Raw genomic sequence first — 20,634 nt, 5'->3', positions numbered from 1 at the left:
GCGTCAGGCGGCGCGGTCGGGCCCCAGGGCGCGGCCGTGGTCGCGCGCGATCCGCTCGGCCTCGGCACGCATCTCGTCGGCGAGGTCGGCGAACTCGTCGAGGGCGGGGTTGACCCCGACGAGCGTGAACTCGCGCTCGACGACAGAGAGGTCGAGCTGCCACACGTCCTGCAGGATGCGGCGCATCCACCCGGTCGCGTGGTCCCAGCCCTCGCGCGGCGTGCCGGCGCCGTAGGCGCCGCCGCGGACGGTCACGAGGACGGCGGGCTTCCCCGCGGTGGCGGGGGTGACGCCGGCGGCCATGCGCGGGTCGGAGATCACGAGGTCGACCCATGCCTTGAAGTGCTGCGAGACGCCGAAGTTGTAGAGGGGCACGGCGAAGAGCGCGGCGTCGGCTCCCACGAGCGCGTCGGTCTCGCGTGCGGCGAGTGCGGCCGCGTCGCGCTGCTCGGCCGTGCGGTCGGCCTCGGGGGTGAAGGCGGCGCCGACCGCGGTGCCCCAGGTGGTGGCCGGGATCGGGTCCAGCCCGACGTGGCGGCGGACGATCTCGGCCGCCGGGTTCGCCGCGCGCCACTCGGCCTCGACCAGGTCGGCGATCGCGCGGCTGTGCGAGCCGTCCTCGCGAATGCTGGCGTCGAGCCGGAACAGGGTCATGACGATCTCCTTCGGAGGATGCGTGAGCAGTTCAACTAGCAAACAGCAAGCTGCTCGGAAAATACAAGCGATACCCTCGTCGTGTGACGTCGTCGACAGACCGGCAGGACGCGGTGCCGCGCGACGGCACCGCGTGCAGCGGGGCCGTCGAGCGGTGCGACGCCGCCCTCGCCGCGGCCTTCGGCATCCTCGGCAAGCGCTGGAACGGCCTGATCGTCGGCACCCTGGCGACGACCAACGCCGGCTTCGCCGACCTGCGCCGCGCCGTCGCGGGCATCACCGACTCGATGCTGTCCGACCGGCTCACCGAGCTCGCCGGCGCGGGGATAGTCGAGCGCAGCGTCACCGACACCCGCCCGCCCGGCGTGACCTACCGGCTCACCCCGGCCGGTCACGCGTTGCTGCCGATCCTCGACCAGCTCGCCGGCTGGGCCGACGAGCACCTCGCCCCCCGCTGCCCCGGGTGACAGCGCCGGCCGACTGCCGGACGGACGATCCGCGGCCCCCGTCGGCGCGGCAGGACGGGCCGGCACGGCAGGATGGGCCGATGGACTCCTTCTCGCGACAGGGTCTCGTCTTCGACGTGACGGACTCCGGCCCGGCCGACGGCGAGGTCGTCGTGCTGCTGCACGGGTTCCCGCAGAACCGCCACGAGTGGACCGGCGTCACGCCGCAGCTCACCGCCGCCGGCTGCCGCGTCCTCGCCCCCGACCAACGCGGCTACTCGCCCGGGGCCCGGCCGGCCGGGCGACGGGCGTACGTGCAGTCCGAGCTCGTCGCCGACGTGGTCGCGCTGATCGACGCCGCGGGGGTCGAGAAGGTGCACGTGGTCGGGCACGACTGGGGTGCGCTCGTGGCCTGGGCGCTGACGTCGCGGCACCCCGAGCGGGTGCGGACGCTGACCGCGGTCAGCGTGCCGCACCCCAAGGCCTTCGCCTACGCGATGCCGCGCGGCCAGGCGCTGAAGTCCTGGTACATGGCGGCATTCCAGCTGCCCGCGGTGCCCGAGCGGTTCCTGCCCACGCCGCGCGGCCTGGCCCTGCTCGGCGGGAAGGGACTGACGACCGAGCAGATGAAGGCGTACGTCGAGCCGCTCGGCCGCGACGGGCTGACCGGCGCGCTGAACTGGTACCGCGCGCTGCCGTGGTCGCAGCGGGAGAAGGGGTACGCGCGCCGGTCGACGGTGCCGACCACCTACGTGTGGAGCGACGGCGACGTGGCGCTGGGTCGCGCCGGCGCCGAGGCCACCGAGCGTTTCGTGGACGCGCCCTACCGCTTCGCGGTGCTCCCCGGCCTGAGCCACTGGATCCCCGACGAGGCCCCGGACGCGCTCGCCGAGCTGATCCTCGACCGCATCACCGCCGTCGCGGAGTAGCCGAACCGGCCCGCGACGGGCCGGACGGCGGGTCGCAGCACCGGTCGGACGGTGCGGCGCTCAGTCGCCGCGTGACTCGTCGGCCAGGAACCGCTCCAGCTCGGCGCCCAGCTCGTCGGCCGAGGGCAGGTCACCGTCGGTGAGGGCCGCGCGGGCCTCGGCGGCGGCGTCGTACTGCTGCTCGATGGCCGCGATCAGCGTCTGCAGCTCCGTCGAGGCGGCGACCTGCCGCTCGATCGCGGTGCGGTTCACGCCCTCGGCGTCCTCGAGGCTGCTCGTGTCGAAGCGCAGCCCGGCGCGCGCACCGACCTCGCGCAGCAGGGCCAGCGCCGCGGCGGGGTACTCGGCCTGGGCCAGGTAGGGCGGCACCGGCGCGGCGATGCCCAGGGTGTCGACGCCGGCCGCTCCCAGGCGGTACTCGACCAGGTGGCCGGCGCTGGCCGGCACCATGATCTGACCGAGCCAGGCGCGGTAGTCGGCGAACAGCTCGCGGCGGGAACCGTGCACGATGATCGGCGTGGGCCGGGTGTGCGGCACCGACATCGGGAACGCGTCCAGCCCGACGACGAGCCGCACGCCGAGCCGCTCCACCAGCAGCGCGACGGCGGCCGAGTACCGCTCCCACTGCCGGTCCGGCTCCGGTCCGGCCAGCAGCAGGTAGGGCGTCTCGTCCTGGTCATGCAGCAGGCGCACCGTCAGCTGCGGGGTGTCGTAGTCGGTCCACCGGTCGACGTCGAAGCGCATCACCGGGCGACGCGCCCGGTAGTCGTAGAGCTGGTCGAGGTCGAAGCGGGCCACCACGGGAGCGTCGTCGGGCAGCAGCGCGGAGCGGGCGAGCTGCACCGCGGATCCCGCGTCGACGAACCCGTCGAGGGCGTGCAGCAGCACCGCGCCGGACAGCTCCGGGCGGTCGGCGTCGAGGTCGAAGAGCTCTTCGGGGTCCACGGTCATCCCTCCATGGTGACGTGGCGATCGCGCAACGCGTCGGTCAGCAGGGCGACGAGGGTCTCGTGCTGCACGTCGGCCGACGACCACACCTCGTCGTCGGAGCCGTCCAGCGCGCGCGCCGCCAGGCCGGCCTTGCTGTCGATCAGACCGGCGATCCTGCTGTCGACCGTCTGCGCCGCGATGATGCGCCATGCGGTGACGGGCTCGGTCTGTCCGATGCGGTGGCTGCGGTCGATGGCCTGCGTCTGCTCCGCGTCGGTCCAGGACAGCTCGGCCAGCACGATGTTGGACGCGACCTGCAGGTTGAGTCCGACGCCGGCCGCCGTCAGCGAGCAGACGGCGACGGCGACGTCGGGGTCGCTGGTGAACGCGTCGATGTTGCGCTGCCGCACCCGGGGCGTCTGGTCCCCGCGGATCGAGGAGAACCGCAGGCCCTGCCGGGTGAAGTTCTCCTCCGCGGCGTCCATGACGTCGACGTGCTTGGCGAAGAAGACGACCTTGCCCGCGCTGCGCGCCACCTGCGCCGCGTAGTCGGCGGCCAGGCCGGCCTTCGCCTGCCCGATCCGCCGCATCATGGCGAAGACGTTCTCGCCACCCGTCGCGTTCTTCGCGTCCTTCTGCTCCCACGACGCGACCTTGCGCACGAGGTCCACGTCGATCCCGTCGCCGTCGACACCGCCGGCGGCCGAGACCGTCTCGCGGCGGTTCGCGAGCGCGGTGTCGTAGCGGGCGACCATGCGCCGCGCGAGATCGCGCTCGGCCGCGCGGATCGACCGACCCACCGTGTCGTCGAGCTCGACGAGCATGTCGGCGGTGCGGCGGGCGGGGATGTCGGCGGCCACGTCCACCTTGCGGCGACGGACGATGCCCAGGTCGATGACGCACCGGCGGGCGGCCGCGTGGAACCCCGGGTCCGCCGGGGTCAGGCCGGTCTCCTCGAGGGCGTCCATCAGCTCGGCCCGCGGCTCGGTCTCGTCGATCCAGCCGAGGAACTGCCAGATGGCGCGGAAGTCGTCGATGTCGTTGATGAGCGGCGTACCGGTCAGGGCCATCAGCAGCGGCCGCACGGTGCGGGCCCGGATGCGCTCGGACAGCTCCAGCACGTGCCGGGAGCGCTGCGAGCTCTTGTTCTTGATGAAGTGGGCCTCGTCGACGACCATGCCGCGGAACCCGAACTGCCCGAACCACCCCACGTGCCGGTCGAGCACCTCGTAGTTGACGACCACGATGTCGGCGAAGCCGTCGACCCGCTCGCCGTTGCCGTGGACGACGGTGGTGGGGTGGTGCGGCGTCCACATGCCGGCCTCGCGGGCCCAGTTGGTCTTGACGACGCTCGGGACCACGACCAGCAACGGGTAGGCGTTCGCCGCCTCCGCGGCGAGCAGCGCCTGAGCGGTCTTGCCCAGGCCGGGCTCGTCGGCGAGCAGGAACGTGCGGTGACCGTCCGCCGCCGCGGCGACGAGCTGCTCCTGGTGCGGCATCAGCGTGCGGTTCCCCCGCACCCGCGGGTGGTCGGGGGCGGGCAGCGGCATGCACGCGGCCGCGCCGTCCGCCGCGCGCTCGAACGAGGTCAGCAGGGGAGTGAGCAGCTCCCAGCCGGAGAGTCGGCGCGGCGCCGCCGACCGCTGCCGTGCGGCGGAGTAGTCGGGCGCGAGGAACGGGTTGGCCAGCTGCCGCGACAGCACCGACTGCGGCACGACGCGGCGCGAGGTGTCGATGGTCGGGGTGTCCGCCTCGGGCGGCGCGAGCTCCTCCGGAGCCGTCTCGATGCCGACCTGCGCCAGGAGCTCGCGTCGCAGCGATCGGGTGGCGTCGGACACGACGGCGTTCTCGCCGAGCAGTCCGTACAGTCCCGCGTCGCGGACGGCGGTCCGGGCGAGGATGGCCACGATGCCGTCCAGGCGCTTCTGGTCCTTCGACTCGCGCGCGGACCCGGCGGGTTGTGCCGCGCGGATCCGGGCGTGCTCGTCGCGCACGATCAGCGCGATGGCGTGGAACTTCGCGCGCACTGCGGGGGTGACGCGGCGGCGCTCGGCCGCTGCCTCCACCTCCCGCACGGCGCGGGCGAGCATCGAGATGACGTCCTTCGGTTCGGCGACCTGCCGCTGCGTCGACGTACCGGTACGGCGAGCGCCCGCCTGGCGCTGGCCTGCTCGGGCCACAGACTCCTCCTCCGTGCGCCCGGCACGTTCGGGCCGGGCGAAACCGCACGCACGTGGCCGGCCGACGACACCGCGGGTTGCGCCGAACGGCGGCCGCCCCGACCGGGGCATGCCGCGAGGGTCGACGCCGCGGGTCGGATGTCCACCCGCTGCCTGCGTCGGGTGGGTCTGTGACGGAGCAGCGGACGGCATCGGGGGCCGGGGGTGCCAGCACGTGGGTGCCCGTCCATGCTAGCTCCGTCCCGGCATCCGCGCCCCTCGGCACGCGGAACCCGCGGGGCGGCGCCGGATGCGGTGGTCAGTCCGGCCTGCGGTAACCGGGGTGGACGCCCTCGGCGAGCCCGTGCGCGGCGGCGAGCCTGCCGAGCAACTCGTCGAGCCGGGTGCGCTCCGCCGCGCTCAACCCGACCGTCACCGCGGCCTCGTGATCTGCCGCGACCACACCGAGGCGGTCGAGCGTCCGCTCGCCGGCGGGAGTGAGGTGCAACTCGTGGTTGCGACGGTCGTCCGGGTTCCTGCGGCGCTCGAGCAGGTCACGACGCTCGAGATCGTCGAGCAGCGCGACGAGCCGGCTGGGTGGCGTGCCCAGTTGGGCGGCGACCGCGCGCTGGCTCTGGCCCGGTCGCCGGCCGATGAGGCGCAGCAGCCCGGCCTGGGGTCGTGACAGCTCGAGTTCGGCGACGCGCTCGCCGAACTGCTCCGCCGCAACGGCGCCGAGTTGCGCGAGCCGGAAGGCCACCTGTGTCCGCGAACGTGCCACAGCAGGACGATACCACCTTGACTATCGTTTCAAGACGTAACTATTGTCGCTCGAACCTTTCGACGGACGGAGAACCCATGACCCGCCACCCCCCGCAAGCCGGCCCGCCGCTGCCGGTGCCGGCCGCCGTCGCACTGGCCCTGACGATCGCGTGCGGCGCGGTCCACGCCTCCGGGCCGCGCCCGGACGCGTCGCCGGACGCCGCGCTCGCATACCTGCAGGAGCACCACACGCGCATGCATCTGCTCGCGTTCCTCGTGTTCGCGACCGCCGTCCCGCTCGCGGTGTACTCGGCGACGGCCTACCGGCGGCTGCGCAGGCTCGGGGTGAGCGCGCCCGGTGCGGCCATCGCGCTGGTCGGCGGCACCCTGGCCGCCGCCTCGCTCGCGTTGTCAGGCCTCGTCACCTGGGTCGGCGCGCACTCGGCGGGGGCACTGACCGGCCCGCTGGCCCGCGTCCTGCTCGATCTCGCCTTCGCCACCGGTGGGGTGGGGTTCGCCACCCCGCTCGGCCTGCTCCTCGCCGGGGCGGCGGTGCCGGTGCTGGTGCTCGGCCTGGGGCCCCGCTGGCTGGGCTGGGCGGGGTTGCTGTTGGCCGTGGTGGCGGCGGTGGTCGGTCTCGCCCTGCTGTTCGACGCACTGGCCCCGTTGCTGCCGGTGGTCCGCTTCGGCGGGCTCGCGTGGCTGGTCGCGCTCGGCGTGACGCTGCCGCGGACACGACGGCACCGCGACGCCGACTCGGGATCGGTCCTCGCGTGACGGGCCGCGACCCACGCCCGTTCCGGTTCGGCGTCACCGCATCGCGCACCGGCGACCTCGCCGAGTGGACGCGGACGGCGCGCCGTGTCGAGTCGCTCGGTTACGCGAGGCTGCTGCTGCCCGACGTCGCGGCCGGCCCCGCGCCGCTGCCGGCTCTCGCCGCCGCCGCGGCCGCGACCGAGTCGCTGCGCGTCGGGTCGTGGGTGCTGTGCGAGCCGCTGCGTCCGCGGGGATTGCTCGCATGGGACGTCCGCACGCTGCACGAGCTGCTCGGCGAGCGCTTCGAGCTCGGTCTCGGCGCCGGTCGGCCCGGGGCCGAACGTGATGCCGCCCTGCTCGGTGTGGACTACGACGACCCCGCCGGACGCGTGGCACGGTTGACGGTGACCCTGCGTCGCCTCCGCGACGAGCTGCCGGGACTGCGTCTGCTGGTAGCTGCGTCGGGAACACGAATGCTGCGCCTGGCCGGTCGGCAGGCCGACACCGTCGCGCTGGGCTGGCACCCCGACACCGACCTCGAGTCCGCCGCGAGGCTGGTCGCCGTCGTCGCCCGCGCGGCGCGAGATCGCGACGATCCGCCCGCACTCGCTGCCGGCCTGCTCGCCGTCGGTGACGTGGGGACGCCGTGGTCGGCCCGACTCGGCACGACCCCCGCCGCGCTCGCGGCCCACGGCGCCGTCACGGTCGTCACCGGCACGGCCCGCGAGATGGCCGACTCGCTCCGGCGCCGCCGCGACGCGCTCGGCGTCGCCCACTGGACGATCCCGGCCGAGGCCGTCGACGCGTTCGCCCCGGTGGTCGACCTGCTGCGCGGATCCTGACGCCGCGCATCGAGCCGTGCCCCGGAGCCTCGCGTTCGTCGCGGCGGGATGCGGGACACCATCTCGATGGAGCCGAACCGGCCCCATCCCGCCCGAGGCCGTGAGATGACACTCGAATCGCGGTACCGCGCGGCGCCGGCACGGCAACAGGGCGACGGTTCCGGTTCCGAGCTGCCGACCTCGATCGCTCGCTGCGTGGTCGAACTGCTCCCGGTCGACGGCGCGGGGATCAGCATCGTCGGCAGCCGCGCGAATCCCGCTGGGTTCCGACAGCGCCGAGTCCGCCGCCGCCGAGGTCCTGCAGTTCACCGCCGGCGCCGCTCTCAACCTGTTCTTCACCCACCGCGACGGCGGGCAGGCGCTCCGGCTCAGGGACGCGGCGTTGCTGGCGGTCCTGGTGTCCGCATCCATCGACAGCTGGACCGCGCGCGACTCCGACCCGGACCGGACAACGCCTGCGATCGAACACGCGAGGGTCGCGAGCGACTGCGGGTGGCCGTGGGTCTGGTGATGGAGCGCGGGCAGCTCGCCGCCGCCGACGCCCTCGACGTCATCCGCGCGGATTCCTCCGGGCGCGACGCCACGATCGACGACACCGCCGCGTTGCTGGGCGACCGCCACGTCGACCCGGGTGCGCTGCTCGACCGACCGGTCGCGGTCGGGTCGGCTCGCGCGATTGCCGCGTCAGCGGCACGTTCCCGGCGCCGCACGCTGCCACGGGAACGGGGCCAGGTCGGGACGGGTCCAGCGGCGCCGCGCCACCTCGCCGGCGAGCGTCGCCGAGCGGTAGAAGCGCAGCAGCAGGCGCTTGTCCAGCAGGGCGGGGTTGCGCGAGAGGAAGGTGGCGAAGTCGTCGGTCGGCCGCTCGTGGACGTGGTGCCCGACGCACTCGATCCACGCGCGACTGACCGTGGCGTGGTACTTCTGCGGGGCGCCGACATACCGGGCGGTACGGCGGATGCCCTCGCTGACGACGCGGATCGCGGTCGGGGTGCCGTGGAGGTGTACCGCGAGCCACGAGAGGTGGACGTGCTCGCGGTGCCCGAAGTGCGCGGCCTCGGTCATCACTCTCGCCATCAGGTCGGGGAACGAGTCGGACGACGTCATCGCGGGTCCCTTCCGAGCGAGTCGAGCGTGGTGCGGACGGCGTCGGCCGTGGTGCGGGGCACGCCGGCCAGCAGCCGGCGGTCCAACCGGGCGACCGCGCGCATGACCTCGGCCGCGCTCTCGACCCCGGCCGGGGTCAGCTCGACCAGCACCGAGCGCCGGTCCTCGGCGCGGGCGAGCCGGGTGAGCAGACCGCGACGCTCCAACCGGTCGAGCACGCTGGTCAGCGTGGTCGGTTTGGTTCCGGCGGCGGCGCCGAGTTGTGAGACCGTGCGACCCACCCCGTCGGAAAGATTGGCCAGCACGTTGATCTCGGACGGGCCGAGGTCGAGGTCGACGAGGTCGGTCTGCAGGCGCTGCACCGAGAGGTGGGCCGCTCGCTGCACCGCCAACACGACGGATCGTCCGCTGGTCACGATATCGAATATTACGATATCGGAGTGAGTCTGGCCAGGTCGTCAGAGGGCGGCCGCCAGCCGGTGGTACGCAGCGTTCCATCGCAGCTCCTGCCGGAAGCGACGCGGCTCGGTGCGGTCGTCGATCATCGCCAGCTCCACCCCGGTCAGCTCTGCGAATTGGTCGATCGCGGCGGCGTCGAGCTGCGTGCTCAACACCGTGTGATGCGGCCCGCCGGCGGTCAGCCAGCACTCGGCCGACGTGGCGAGGTCGGGAGCCGGTTCCCACACCGCGGCGGCGACCGGCAACGACGCCAGCTCGGCGTCGGGCGGCACGACCGTCACGGCGTTTCCGACGAGGCGGAACCGCTCACCGAGGTCGCACATGCCCACGACCACGCCCGGTCCCGGCGCCGCGGTGAACCGCATCCGGACCGGGTCCTCCCGGTTGCCGATGCCGAGCGGGTGGATCTCGACACTCGGACGTCCCGCGGCGATGCTGGGGCAGACCTCGAGCATGTGCGCGCCCAGGATGCGCTGTGGCCCCGGCCCGAGGTGATACGTGTAGTCCTCCATGAACGAGGTGCCGCCCGGCAAGCCGTCGGCCATGGCCTTGAGCGTGCGCAGCAGCACCGAGGTCTTCCAGTCGCCCTCGCCCCCGAAGCCGTACCCGTCGCCCATCAGGCGTTGCACGGCCAGGCCGGGCAGCTGGCGCAAACCACCGAGGTCCTCGAAGTTGGTGGTGAAGGCACGGAAACCGCCGGCCTCCAGGAAGCCGCGCAGGCCGGCCTCGATGCGGGCGGCGTAGCGCAGCGACTCGTGCCGCTCGCCTCCCGGCCGGAGCTCGACGGCGACGTCGTACACGTCGGCGTATTCCACGACCAGCTTGTCGATGTCGGCGGCCTCGACGGCGTCGACGCGTTCGACCAGATCGTTGACCGAGTAGGTGTTCACCGACACGCCGAACTTTCGCTGTGCCTCGACCTTGTCGCCCTCGGTCACGGCGACGTCGCGCATGTTGTCGCCGAAGCGCGCCAGTCGCAGCGACCGCAGCTCCGCGATACCCGCGGCGACGCGCGCCCACCGGCCGACCTCGGTGCGGGTGCGATCGTCGGTTGCGTGCCCGGCCACCGTCACGCGCGGGACGTGCAACCGCGTCTGGACGTAGCCGAACTCGCGGTCGCCGTGCGCGGCCTGGTTGAGGTTCATGAAGTCCATGTCGATGGTCGGCCAGGGCAGCGACCGGTTCGCCTGCGTGTGCAGGTGCAGCAGCGGTTTGCGCAGCTCGCCGAGACCGGTGATCCACATCTTCGCCGGCGAGAAGGTGTGCATCCAGGCGATGACGCCCACGCAGTGCGGATCGGTGTTGGCCGCCGCCATCATCGCCCGGATGTCCGTGTCGTGGGTGAGCACCGGCTGCCAGACGACGGGGAGCGGCACCGCGGGGGCGTCGTCGAGGTCGGCGGCGACGCGCTGCGACTGCGAGGCGACCTGGTCGAGGACGTCGTCGCCGTACAGCCCCTGGCTGCCGGTCAGGAACCACAGCTGCGGTGATCCTGCGGTGATGGTCATTGTCGATGTGCCTTTCACAGTTCAGCGGCCGTAGACGTTCTGGTAGCGGTCGTGGAGCCGGTCGATGTCGGACGCGGCGATGGCGAGCGGTTCGCCGAGCTGGCGGGCGATGTGGACGGTGCGGGCGACGTCCTCGCACATCACGGCGGCCTTGACCGCATCGCGCGCGGTGGCGCCGACGGTGAAGACGCCGTGGCTGCGCATGAGCACGGCGGGGGAGCGGGAACCGCCCAGCGTGTCGACCACGCCACGCCCGATGCTGTCGTCGCCGATCAGGGCGAACGGGCCGACCGGGATCGGACCGCCGAACTCGTCGGCCATGGCCGTCAGGACGCAGGGGATGGCCTCGCCGCGGGCGGCCCACGCCGAGGCGTACGTGGAGTGCGTGTGCACCTGCCCGCCGACGTCCGGCCGGTGCCGGTAGACGTAGGCGTGCGCGGCGGTGTCCGACGACGGCGACCGGGTGCCGTCGACGAGGGTTCCGTCGAGGTCGCACACCACCATCGCGGCCGCGTCCAGGTCGTCGTAGGAGACACCGGACGGTTTGATCACGAAGAGGTCGGCGCCGGGGACGCGGGCCGACACGTTGCCCGCCGTCCACACCACCAGGCCGTAGCGCACGAGCTCCGCGTGCAGCGCCGCGACGTCGTCGCGCACGCGATCGACGACCCCGGCGGGCGCGGTGGCGGTCACGACGCGGCTCCGTCGGCCGCCGCCCACGCGTCCCGGCGCAGTCGACGCAGGCGGTGCATGACGCCGTCGTCGGTGCGGCCGAAGTGATCGACGAGCGCGGTGTATTCCGCGTACAGCACGTCGTAGCGGTCCGCGGCCGCGTCGTCCGGCTCCCACGCCCGTGTCCGGCGACGACCCATCGCCACCGCGGCGGCGGCGATGTCCTCGTACTGCCCGGCCGCGACGGCGGCGAAGATCGCCGAGCCGAGGGCCGGACCCTGGCCGGAGTCCAGGACCGACAGCGGCATCCGGAGCACGTCGGCGTAGATCTGCATGACGAAGTCGCTGGCTGCCAGCCCGCCGGTGGCGACGAACTCGGTGACGGGCACGCCGGCGGCGCGGAACGCCGTGACGATCGAGCGTGCGCCGTAGGCGGTCGACTCGACCAGCGCGCGGTACGTGTCCTCCGGTCGGGTCGCCAAGGTCTGGCCCAGCAGGAGCCCGGAGAGCTCGTGGTCGACGAGCGGCGAGCGATTGCCCGAGTGCCAGTCCAGCGCGAGCAGGCCGTGCGCGCCGACGGGTTGCGCCGCCGCCAGCTCGGCGAGCAGATCGTGCACGCTGCGTCCCTCGGCCTCGGCGCGGGCGACGTAGTCCGGCGGCACGCAGGTGTCGACGAACCACGCGAAGATGTCACCGACGCCGCTCTGCCCGGCCTCGTAGCCCCAGAGTCCGGGCACGATGCCGTCGGCCACGACGCCGCACATGCCCGGTACCTCGCGCACCACGTCGGAGCTCATGACGTGACAGGTGGACGTTCCCATGATCGCGACGAGCTGGCCCGCCTCGACGGCCTGCGCGGCCGGTGCCGTCACGTGCGCGTCGACGTTGCCGACGGCCACGGCGATGCCCTCGGGCAGCCCCGTCCACGCGGCGGCTTCCGACGTCAACCGGCCGGCGATATCGCCGAGCCCGCCGATCGGGCGTTCGAGCTTGGCCGTCACGAAGTCGGCGAAGTCGGGATCCAGCTCTGCGAGGTAGCTGCGCGACGGGTAGGCACCGTCCTGCCGAATGCCCTTGTAGCCCGCGGTACAGGCATTGCGCACGTAGTTGCCGCACAACTGCCACACGATCCAGTCGGCCGCCTCGACCCAGTACCGCATGGCGTCGTAGACCTCGCGGTCCTCGTCGAAGAGTTGCAGCGCCTTCGCGAACTCCCACTCGGAGCTGATGAGCCCGCCGTAGCGCGGCAGCCACGACTCGTTCCGTTTCGCGGCCAACGAGTTGATGCGGTCGGCGTGGGGTTGCGCCGCGTGGTGCTTCCACAACTTCACGTAGGCGTGCGGCCGGTCCACGAAGTCCGCGAGCTCGCACAGCGGCGTGCCGTCGCCGGTCACGGGCAGCATCGTGCACGCGGTGAAGTCCGTGGCGACCCCGACCACGTCGGCGGCCTCGACCCCGGCCGCGGCCAGTGCCGAGGGCACCGCGTGCTGCAGCACCTCGACGTAGTCGCGCGGTACCTGCAGCGCCCAGTCCGGGGGCAACCGCCGGTCATCGGTGGGCAGTCGTTCGGTGAGCACGCCGTGCCGGTAGGCGTGGACCGCCGTGCCGAGCTCCACGCCGTCCGCGACCCGCACCACCACGGCACGTCCGGACAGCGTGCCGAAGTCGATCCCCACGGTGAGGGCGCCGTGTCGAGCAGCCATGGTCAAGGTTGTCCGTCCGTTGTTATCGCAAACAGTGGACCGGAGCTTAGGCAAGAACCGGTCGATGTCAAGAACGCCCCCGCGCGGCCGCCCATCGATGATCGCCCGATGCTGCGGGCTTTGGCGGAGGAGCTGGGGTCGTCGTGTACCGAAGCCGTAACGACGGGGAAATCAATGCTTGACAACGGCCCAGAAGCCAGCGATGTTATCGCTCACCGAATGCCCGACGACTTGTCGGACCGTCGCCTCGGCGCCCACCCGGGGGCGGCGACCACTCACCGCGGAGGACCACAGATGAACAGGCGTCATACCTCGGCAGCGTGCGCGGCCCTCGCCGCGGTTGCCCTCGTGACCGGCTGTACCACCGGCGACACCGGCGATTCGGGCAGCAGCGCCGGCGGCAGCAAGAGCCCGTCGGGTTCCACTGCGGCGCAGCAGTCCCTCGGTGCGGAGCAGAACGGGGTGCCGGCCGCGATCGTCGCGGCGGGTGGCACCGCGCTGTTGACGAACGCCAAGCCGACCGGCGTCTCGGCGCAGTACGGCCCGATCTGCAAGGCGTCGACGCTCGGCATCGGCAAGATCGATTTCACGAAGGACACCATCGGCTGGGCCCAGTCGGAGAAGGAGGCCAACCCGTTCCGCATCGCCTCGACGAAGTCGCAGATCGCCACGGCGAGGAAGAACGGCTGGAAGCTCATCACGACCAACGCCCAGTCGAACGTCCAGCAGGAGAACAGCGACATCAAGGGCATGATCGACAAGGGCGCGAAGGCCATCATCTTCTCGCCCATCAACTCCACCGGCCTGGGCGACGCCATCTCGTACGCCAAGTCCAAGAAGGTCGCCATGATCCCGGTCGACCGCAACATCACCGGCGTCAAGGGCTGCCAGAGTGTCGGCCCGCAGCTGGGATCGGACTTCGTCGAGCAAGGACGCCGCGCGGCCGACGCCATGATCAAGGCGACCGGCGGCAAGGCCAACCTCGCCATCCTGCTCGGCGCCTCGGGCGTCAACGTGACCGACGACCGCACGGCCGGCTTCCTCGACCAGCTCAAGAAGAAGAACGCCACCGGTATCAAGGTGGTCTTCCAGCAGACGGCCGACTTCACGCGGGAGAAGGGACAGAGCGTCACCGAGACGCTGCTGCGTGCCCACCCCGAGGTGAACGCCATCTACGCCGAGAACGACGAGATGGGGCTCGGCGCGCTCGCGGCGTTGGAGGATGCCGGCAAGGCGGGCACGGACAAGGTGCACATCGTCTCGATCGACGGCACCAAGGGTGCGGTGCAGGCGATCGTGGACGGCAACTTCGATGCGGTCATCGAGTCGAACCCGGCCTTCGGCCCGGCCGCGCAAGCCGCGCTCGAGGCGTACGTCAACGGTGACGGGGCCCCGGCGGTCACCATCACGACCGACAACCAGTACGACAGCAGCAACGCCAAGCAGGCGCTGTCGGCCGGCACCGCCTACTGATCGATACGAGCTGACCCGCCGGCCCGGCTGCCCACGAGGCCCGGGCCGGCGCCGGTCGGCACACCCCGCCGACCACGCGCCGCCGCAGCGCTGACGAAAGGATCACCGACGATGACATCGGCCGAGACCCCGGCGCTGTCGGTAAGGGCGCTGAGCAAGAGCTTCGCCGGCGTCCACGCGCTGCGTGATGTGTCGCTGGACCTCATGCCCGGTTCCGTCCACGCGCTCGTCGGCGAGAACGGTGCCGGCAAGTCCACCCTGATCAAGCTGGCCACCGGCGTATACGTGCCGGAATCGGGATCGGTGAGCCTGGCCGGCGAGCCAGTGGAGTTCTCATCGCCGCGGGCCGCGCAACAGGCCGGCATCGCGACCATCTACCAGGAGGTCCACCTCGCCCCGCAGCTGTCCGTGGCCCGCAACTTCTTCCTGGGCCGGGAGCTGAGCCGCGCCGGCATGCTCGACCTGCGTCGCATGAACCGCGAGTCGGCCGCGCAGCTCGACCGGCTCGGCGTCGCCGTCGACGTGCGCCGTCCCCTCGGCGAACTCGGTCTTGGCATCCAGCAGATGGTGGCGATCGCGCGGGCGGTCTCGACGTCGGCCAAGGTCGTCATCATGGACGAGCCGACGTCCTCGCTGGAACCGCGGGAGGTCGAGAAGCTGCTCGCGGTGGTGCAGCTGCTCAGCGCCGACGGCGTCGCGGTCGTGTACGTGTCGCACAAGCTGGACGAGGTGTTCCGCGCGTGCGACACCATCACCGTCCTGCGTGACGGCAGGCTCATCTGGACCGGCGCCACTGCGCAGACCAGCAGACGGCAGCTCATCTCGCGCATGCTCGGCCGCGACGCCGCCGATCTCGACGACGGCAAGCTGACCGGACTCGCCGACCGGGCCCCCGTTGCCGACGCGCCGCCGGTGCTCGAGGCAGCCAACCTGCGGCGCAGGCTGGTGCTCGACGACGTGTCGTTGGCGGTGCGGCCGGGCGAGGTCGTGGGGCTCGCCGGCCTGCTCGGCTCCGGTCGTTCCGAGACCGCCCGTGCCCTCTTCGGCGCGCTGCCGCTGGATTCCGGCACGGTGAGCATCGCGGGGCGGCCCACGCGACGGCAGACACCTGCCTCGCGATTGCGTCGTGGGGTCGCCTTCCTGCCCGAGGACCGCAAGGCGGACGGCATCATCCCCGACCTCTCCATCCGCGACAACATCGGTCTCGCGGCGCTGCCGCAACTGACCAGGGCCGGTTTCGTCAACCGGTCGAAGCTGGACGAGATCGTGGACGTCTACATCCGGCGGCTGCGGATCAAGGCCGCGAGCCCGAGGCAGAAGGTGTCGGAGCTGTCCGGCGGTAATCAGCAGAAGGTGCTGCTCGCCCGCCTGCTGTGCCTGAACCCCAAGGTGCTGCTGCTGGACGAGCCGACCCGCGGCATCGACGTCGGCGCGAAGGCCGAGGTCCAGGGCCTGGTGGCCGAGTTGGCCGAGAAGGGGCTGGCCGTCGTGCTCGTCAGCTCCGAACTCGAAGAGGTCGTCGAGGGCTCGGACACCGTGGTCGTGCTCCGAGACGGCAGCCAGCTCGCATCGCTGTTCGGCGAGGACATCACGGAGGACCGGATCATGGACACCATCGCGGGGGCCGCGGCGGACGACGCACCCAGCCTCACCAGCTCGGTCGCGGAGGGTTGTCGATGAAGACCGACCTGACCAAGCATGCCGACGAGCTCGGCTCATCGGCCGCCGACGCCGAGACGCCGGCGGTTCCGGCGGCCCGGCGTCGTGGCCGTCCCGACGTCGGTGCGTGGGGTGGCTGGCTGCGCGACCGCGGTGTGTACGTGGCGCTCGCGGTACTCGTGCTCGTCAACGTGGTCGCGACGAACAACTTCCTCACGCTGGAGACCATTCAGCTCCTGGCGGTGCAGACCTCGGTGGTGGCGATGGTCTCGCTCGGCATGGCGCTCGTGATCGGAACCGGCGGGGTCGATCTGTCGGTGGGCGCGGTCATGGCGATCGCCGCCGCCATGACGGCGAAAGCCTTCGGCGACGACGGGTTCGGCCTGCCGATCGGGGTGGCGATCGTCGTCGCGCTCGTTCTCGCGGTCGTGGTCGGGGCGGTCAACGGTGCGGTCGTCGCCGTCGGGCGTGTGCAGCCGATCGTGGCGACGCTGGCGATGCTGGTCGGCGGCCGCGGCCTGGCCCTCGTCATCACCGGTGGCGCGCTGGTCGAGCTGTTCCCCCCGTTCTTCGGCACGATCCGCGATGCCAAGTTCCTGACGATGCCCGACATCTTCTGGCTCGCTGTCGTCCTCGCGGTGCTGGCCGCGGTGCTGTTGCACCGCACCGCGTTCGGCTACCGCCTGCTGGCCGTGGGCGGAAACCTGCGCGCCAGCCGACTGGCCGGTGTGCCGGTGCGCCGCACCCTCGTCACGGTGTACGCCATCTCGGGCCTGCTCGCGGGCATCGCCGGCGTCATCAGCACCGCGCGCATCCGCGCTGCTGATCCGTCCTACGTCGGCATCAACATCGAGCTCACGGCCATCACCGCCGTCGTCATCGGGGGCACGCTGCTCACCGGTGGCCGGGTCCGCGTCCTCGGAACCATGGCCGGCGCCGTGCTCATCCAGCTTCTCGAGAACACGTTGGTCTCGCACGGCATCCGGGACTCGGTGGCCCGCGTGGTCGAGGCCCTCATCATCGTCGCCGCGGTGCTGGTGCAGCGTCCCTGGAGGAACCGATGACCGACACCCCAGTGGTGAGACTCGACGACACCGGCCCGGTGACGGCACCGGCCGAGAACGGCGGCCGCGAGGCGGCGATCGCGCGGGGACGCAACGTCACCTCGCTGCTCCTGCGCAACGGCGCCGTGGTGGCACTGGCGCTCGTGGTCGTGCTCGGCCTGCTGATCGTGCCCACGTTCGGATCTGCCGACAATTTCCGCAACGTCGCGCTCGCGGCTTCGTTCCTCGCCATCATCTCCGCCGGCATGACCTTCGTGATCATCAGCGGCGGCATCGACCTCTCGGTGGGCTCGACCTACGCGCTCGCCGTGATCCTCAGCGCCCAGTACTCGATCTACGGCTCGGCGGCCGCGATCCTCGTCCCCCTGCTGTCCTGCGCATTCGTCGGTGTCGTCCAAGGGGTGATCGTCGCGTACACGAGACTGCCTGCCTTCATCGTCACGCTGGCGGGGCTCGGCGGCGTGCGCGGGATCGTCTTCTTCATCACCGACGAGGGCAACTCGGTGCCACGGGTGCCGGGGTCCAAGGCGTTCGAGGCGCTGGGGACCGGCGCGCTCGCGACGATCGGCACGCCGGTCTGGATCGCGCTCGCGGTGTTCGGAGTCGGCTGGCTGGTGCTGAACCGGACCGCCTTCGGTCAGAACATCCAGGCCATCGGTGGCAACACCCCCGCGGCCGAGCTGATGGGTCTGCCGGTCCGCCGCGCGACGACCCTCGTCTACGTCATCAGCGGGCTCTGTGCGGGCATCGCCGGCATCCTCACCACCGCGCAGAGCGGCGGCGGACAGGAAGCACGCATCGGCGACTCCTACGAGTTGCAGGCGATCGCCGCCGTGGTCATCGGCGGGACGTTGCTGGCCGGTGGCGTGGGCTCGATCCTGGGCTCGCTCGCCGGTATCAGCCTGCTGTTCGTGATCCAGAACCTGATCGTCCAGGGTGCCAACCTGAATTCCTACGTGCAGCAGGTGGTCTCGGGCGCGTTCCTGCTCGTGGTGGTGGTCGTGCAGGCGACCATCAGCCGCCGTGTCGCGCCACCCGGTACCTAGCGGGTCTGCTCGCCCGCACTCGATGCTCGCGTCACGAGCGTCGCCGGTATCAGCACAGACCGCGCGGCTGCGCCCGGCGTCTCGATCTGTTCGATCAGCAGTTCGAGTCCGGCGCGGCCGACGGCGGCGAAGTCCTGGTGGATGGTCGTCAGCGGCGGTGCATAGAACGCCGACTCGGGGACGTCGTCGAAACCCACGAGACGGACGTCCTCGGGAACACGACGGCCGTGCTCCTGCAGCGCTCGCGCCACACCGAGGGCCATGTGATCGTTGGCCGCGAAGATCGCGGTGCAGTCGGGTATGCGCGCCAACATGCGACCCGCCTCGTACCCGGACGCCGGCGACCAGTCGCCCCGGCTGACCGGTGGCAGTTCGAGGCCGCGACCGAGCAGCGTGTCGCGCCAGCCGGCCTCGCGAGCCCGGCTGTCGTTCCAGTCCGCCGGCCCGGCCACGTGCCACACGGTGTCGTGCCCGGTCGCGAGCAGGTGCTCGGTCGCGATGACGGCGCCGCCGTACTGGTCGACGCCCACCGATCCGGCGCCGCCGTCCGGCTGACCGTCGACCGTCACCAGCGGGGTCCCGCCGGGCAGTAGCGTGGCGGCCGTCGCGACGGCGGAATCCAGCGGCAGCACCGCGAGCAGCCCAGCCACGCCGTGGCTCAGCAGCCTGTCGATCGACTCGCTCACCGCGGCCTCGTCGAACTCGACGAGGTGGTCGACCGAGAACGACATCGACGCCGCGCGGGCTGCTCGGCTGAGCCCGTCGACCATCGAGGACGGGCCGTACAGCAGCGAGCTCGGCGCGATCACGCCGATGACATTGCTGCGGCCGGTCGCCAGCATTCGCGCCGACATGTTGCGCCGGTACCCGAGGTCGCTGATGGCCTGCTTCACCGCGGCCCGCGTCGAGGCGGACACATGCGGGTGCTCGTTGAGGACCCGCGACACCGTCTGTGCGGACACACCGGCACGCGTCGCGACGTCCTGCAGGGCAGGCGGCCGAGAAGTCACCGCGTCAGGATAGCGGCCTGCCCGACGAGCCTGATAGCGATAACAGAAGAGGTAAAGCGTCAACGTCGCGCACAGCGCAAGGATTATGGAAATCCTGTGGCGACACCGTTCTTCGCCGTGTTGTGCGACCTGGCTGTCTGTTATCGATCACAGTTTGGCTCAGGATGTCTGCCCGGGGCCAGTACTGTCCGCGTCGACTGCGCGGCCGGTCCGGCTCCGGTTCGCGGGGGCGGGCCTGGGCCGGTCAGGCCGTCTCGGTGACGGAGAAGGCGTTGCCGTCGGGGTCGCGGAAGGCGAACATGGCGGGCACGCCCGGCCAGCGCAGGATGTCGTCGGTGTCGACGCCCGCGGCCGTGAGTGCTGCGTGGGCGGCCTGCGCGTCGTCGGCGGTGAATCGGATGCCGATGGCGCCGCGAACGATGTCGGCGGCGGCGATCTCGAGGGTGACGACGGGGTCATCGGTCCGGCCGGGTGCCAGCTCGATCCATCGGCCACCGCCCGGGGTGGGGTCGTCGCGGCGGACGGTGAAGCCGATCGTGTCGACGTAGAAGCGCAGGGCGGCATCCTGGTTCTCGACCGGGATGCTGATCGCGCGGACACCGGTGATGACCGTCGGCGTGGCGGCGGGGGTCATCGGGAGCTGCCGTACTTGATGGAGCCGGGCGTGGTCAGCTCCGCACCGGTCTCGAGCCACGTCTTGAGGCCGGACAGCATCATCGGCCAGCCGCCGTACAGATGCGGGTCGACGTTCTCGCGCAACTCGTCGTGCGTGACGGTGAGCCGACAGGTGTCGTCGACGGGTTCGATCTCCCACGTCACGCGGCTCGTGCCCTCGGCGGCGATGGTGTCGTCCCAGATCGCGTGATAGGTCTGCACCAGCCGTCGCGGGGGTTCGACCTCGATGTTCTCGCCTTCGACGAGTGCATCCGCCGCCCCGGGGTGTTCCACCCGATAGCTCGACCCGGGCGTCCACCCGGACTCGACGCGTGCCCCGAACTGGTACCGGGCGCGCACGTCCGGGTCGACGATCGCCTGCCACAGCCGCTCGGGGGTCGTGCGGATGTAGATCTCGAACACCTTCTCCATGCCCGCCTCCAGGTCGCGTTGGAGATCGACGAGGCCACCCGCCCAGGCCTCGGTGTACTTGGTCACCCACCGGTCGTGGACGAGCCGGATGGGAACGGGGTTCAGGTAGTGCAACTTCTCCCGTCCCCGACGCCGCGAGACGACCAAGCCGGCTTCCTCGAGCAGGCGCAGGTGCTTGGCGACCGCGACCCGGGTCATCTCGAATCGGCCGGCCAGGCTGACCAGGGTCTGCCCGTCGTGCTGGAACAGGTCGTCGAGCAGCGCGCGGCGAGTGCCGTCGGCGAGCGCCTTGAACACCGGTTCCACGACGAGACCATAGGAAACCATCTGGTTTCCTGTCAAGGCTGCCCGCGGGCGTGCCGTGCCCCT

The 20,634-nt window shown here is 71.9% G+C and carries 20 protein-coding genes; 8 read left to right on the top strand and 12 right to left on the bottom strand.

Annotated features, from left to right (window positions below):
• Positions 1-3: 3 nt before the first annotated feature.
• Positions 4-654, bottom strand: a complete 651-nt coding sequence (locus BUE29_RS03220) for an FMN-dependent NADH-azoreductase (RefSeq protein WP_073385812.1) — start codon at positions 652-654, stop codon at positions 4-6.
• Between the two features lie 113 nt (positions 655-767).
• Here BUE29_RS03220 and BUE29_RS03215 point away from each other — a divergent pair, with 113 nt between their 5' ends.
• Together BUE29_RS03215 and BUE29_RS03210 are read left to right on the top strand one after the other, a co-directional pair.
• The gene (locus tag BUE29_RS03215; RefSeq protein ID WP_073386931.1) at positions 768-1,121 is read left to right on the top strand and encodes a winged helix-turn-helix transcriptional regulator; all 354 of its coding nucleotides are present in this window, start codon (positions 768-770) and stop codon (positions 1,119-1,121) included.
• Between the two features lie 80 nt (positions 1,122-1,201).
• Positions 1,202-2,029 carry an alpha/beta fold hydrolase gene (locus BUE29_RS03210; protein ID WP_073385809.1) on the top strand — a complete coding sequence of 276 codons (828 nt, stop codon included), beginning with the start codon at positions 1,202-1,204 and terminating at the stop codon, positions 2,027-2,029.
• 60 nt (positions 2,030-2,089) lie between these two features.
• On the opposite strand, the gene BUE29_RS03205 is transcribed toward BUE29_RS03210, so the two are convergent.
• From BUE29_RS03205 to BUE29_RS03195, 3 genes are all read right to left on the bottom strand, one after another.
• Positions 2,090-2,980 carry a PAC2 family protein gene (locus BUE29_RS03205; protein WP_073385806.1) on the bottom strand — a complete coding sequence of 297 codons (891 nt, stop codon included), beginning with the start codon at positions 2,978-2,980 and terminating at the stop codon, positions 2,090-2,092.
• Positions 2,977-5,139: a DEAD/DEAH box helicase gene (locus BUE29_RS03200; protein WP_073385803.1), complete on the bottom strand. Its 2,163-nt coding sequence runs from the start codon at positions 5,137-5,139 to the stop codon at positions 2,977-2,979. The genes BUE29_RS03205 and BUE29_RS03200 overlap by 4 nt, the downstream gene beginning before the upstream one ends.
• Before the next feature lie 298 nt (positions 5,140-5,437).
• A complete protein-coding gene (locus BUE29_RS03195; protein WP_073385800.1) occupies positions 5,438-5,899 on the bottom strand; it encodes a MarR family winged helix-turn-helix transcriptional regulator in 462 nt (153 codons plus the stop codon).
• Positions 5,900-5,976: 77 nt separating this feature from the next.
• Here BUE29_RS03195 and BUE29_RS03190 point away from each other — a divergent pair, with 77 nt between their 5' ends.
• Together BUE29_RS03190 and BUE29_RS03185 are read left to right on the top strand one after the other, a co-directional pair.
• Positions 5,977-6,657 carry a hypothetical protein gene (locus tag BUE29_RS03190; RefSeq protein WP_073385797.1) on the top strand — a complete coding sequence of 227 codons (681 nt, stop codon included), beginning with the start codon at positions 5,977-5,979 and terminating at the stop codon, positions 6,655-6,657.
• A complete protein-coding gene (locus BUE29_RS03185; RefSeq protein WP_073385794.1) occupies positions 6,654-7,478 on the top strand; it encodes an LLM class flavin-dependent oxidoreductase in 825 nt (274 codons plus the stop codon). The genes BUE29_RS03190 and BUE29_RS03185 overlap by 4 nt, the downstream gene beginning before the upstream one ends.
• 684 nt (positions 7,479-8,162) lie before the next feature.
• Here BUE29_RS03185 and BUE29_RS03180 read toward each other — a convergent pair.
• Genes BUE29_RS03180 through araB form a run of 5 tightly spaced genes read right to left on the bottom strand, consistent with a single transcriptional unit; the run spans position 8,163 to position 12,927 of the window.
• Positions 8,163-8,585 carry a hypothetical protein gene (locus BUE29_RS03180; protein WP_200800011.1) on the bottom strand — a complete coding sequence of 141 codons (423 nt, stop codon included), beginning with the start codon at positions 8,583-8,585 and terminating at the stop codon, positions 8,163-8,165.
• Complete coding sequence (locus BUE29_RS03175; RefSeq protein ID WP_234971324.1) at positions 8,582-9,001, bottom strand: MarR family winged helix-turn-helix transcriptional regulator; 420 nt, start codon at positions 8,999-9,001, stop codon at positions 8,582-8,584. Before BUE29_RS03175 ends, BUE29_RS03180 begins: the two co-directional genes overlap by 4 nt.
• Positions 9,002-9,043: 42 nt before the next feature.
• Positions 9,044-10,552 carry an L-arabinose isomerase gene (gene araA, locus BUE29_RS03170; protein ID WP_073385789.1) on the bottom strand — a complete coding sequence of 503 codons (1,509 nt, stop codon included), beginning with the start codon at positions 10,550-10,552 and terminating at the stop codon, positions 9,044-9,046.
• 21 nt (positions 10,553-10,573) lie between these two features.
• Positions 10,574-11,245: an L-ribulose-5-phosphate 4-epimerase gene (locus BUE29_RS03165; RefSeq protein WP_073386926.1), complete on the bottom strand. Its 672-nt coding sequence runs from the start codon at positions 11,243-11,245 to the stop codon at positions 10,574-10,576.
• A complete protein-coding gene (gene araB / locus BUE29_RS03160) occupies positions 11,242-12,927 on the bottom strand; it encodes a ribulokinase (protein WP_073385787.1) in 1,686 nt (561 codons plus the stop codon). Before araB ends, BUE29_RS03165 begins: the two co-directional genes overlap by 4 nt.
• 348 nt (positions 12,928-13,275) lie before the next feature.
• Here araB and BUE29_RS03155 point away from each other — a divergent pair, with 348 nt between their 5' ends.
• The 4 genes from BUE29_RS03155 (at position 13,276) to BUE29_RS03140 (ending at position 18,169) form a co-directional block, all read left to right on the top strand.
• Positions 13,276-14,400 (top strand): substrate-binding domain-containing protein, encoded by a 1,125-nt coding sequence (locus BUE29_RS03155; protein WP_200800010.1) that lies wholly within the window; start codon positions 13,276-13,278, stop codon positions 14,398-14,400.
• A 111-nt stretch (positions 14,401-14,511) separates the two neighbouring features.
• Positions 14,512-16,080, top strand: a complete 1,569-nt coding sequence (locus BUE29_RS03150; RefSeq protein WP_073385780.1) for a sugar ABC transporter ATP-binding protein — start codon at positions 14,512-14,514, stop codon at positions 16,078-16,080.
• Entirely contained in the window at positions 16,077-17,123 is a 1,047-nt protein-coding gene (locus BUE29_RS03145) for an ABC transporter permease (RefSeq protein WP_084180641.1), read from the top strand. The genes BUE29_RS03150 and BUE29_RS03145 overlap by 4 nt, the downstream gene beginning before the upstream one ends.
• Complete coding sequence (locus BUE29_RS03140; RefSeq protein ID WP_073385777.1) at positions 17,120-18,169, top strand: ABC transporter permease; 1,050 nt, start codon at positions 17,120-17,122, stop codon at positions 18,167-18,169. Before BUE29_RS03145 ends, BUE29_RS03140 begins: the two co-directional genes overlap by 4 nt.
• Here BUE29_RS03140 and BUE29_RS03135 read toward each other — a convergent pair.
• The 3 genes from BUE29_RS03135 to BUE29_RS03125 form a co-directional block, all read right to left on the bottom strand.
• Positions 18,166-19,179, bottom strand: coding sequence for a LacI family DNA-binding transcriptional regulator (locus BUE29_RS03135; protein ID WP_200800009.1), 1,014 nt, complete (start codon positions 19,177-19,179; stop codon positions 18,166-18,168). The two genes, BUE29_RS03140 and BUE29_RS03135, sit on opposite strands and share 4 nt — an antisense overlap.
• 244 nt (positions 19,180-19,423) lie before the next feature.
• A complete protein-coding gene (locus BUE29_RS03130) occupies positions 19,424-19,813 on the bottom strand; it encodes a VOC family protein (protein WP_073385773.1) in 390 nt (129 codons plus the stop codon).
• Positions 19,810-20,571, bottom strand: a complete 762-nt coding sequence (locus BUE29_RS03125; RefSeq protein ID WP_073385769.1) for an ArsR/SmtB family transcription factor — start codon at positions 20,569-20,571, stop codon at positions 19,810-19,812. The genes BUE29_RS03130 and BUE29_RS03125 overlap by 4 nt, the downstream gene beginning before the upstream one ends.
• Between the last annotated feature and the right edge of the window lie 63 nt (positions 20,572-20,634).

It is taken from the genome of Jatrophihabitans endophyticus (assembly GCF_900129455.1).
Lineage (GTDB): Bacteria > Actinomycetota > Actinomycetes > Mycobacteriales > Jatrophihabitantaceae > Jatrophihabitans > Jatrophihabitans endophyticus.
Note: the sequence above shows the minus strand (reverse complement) of the source record. Positions and strands in the feature narration are given on the sequence as shown.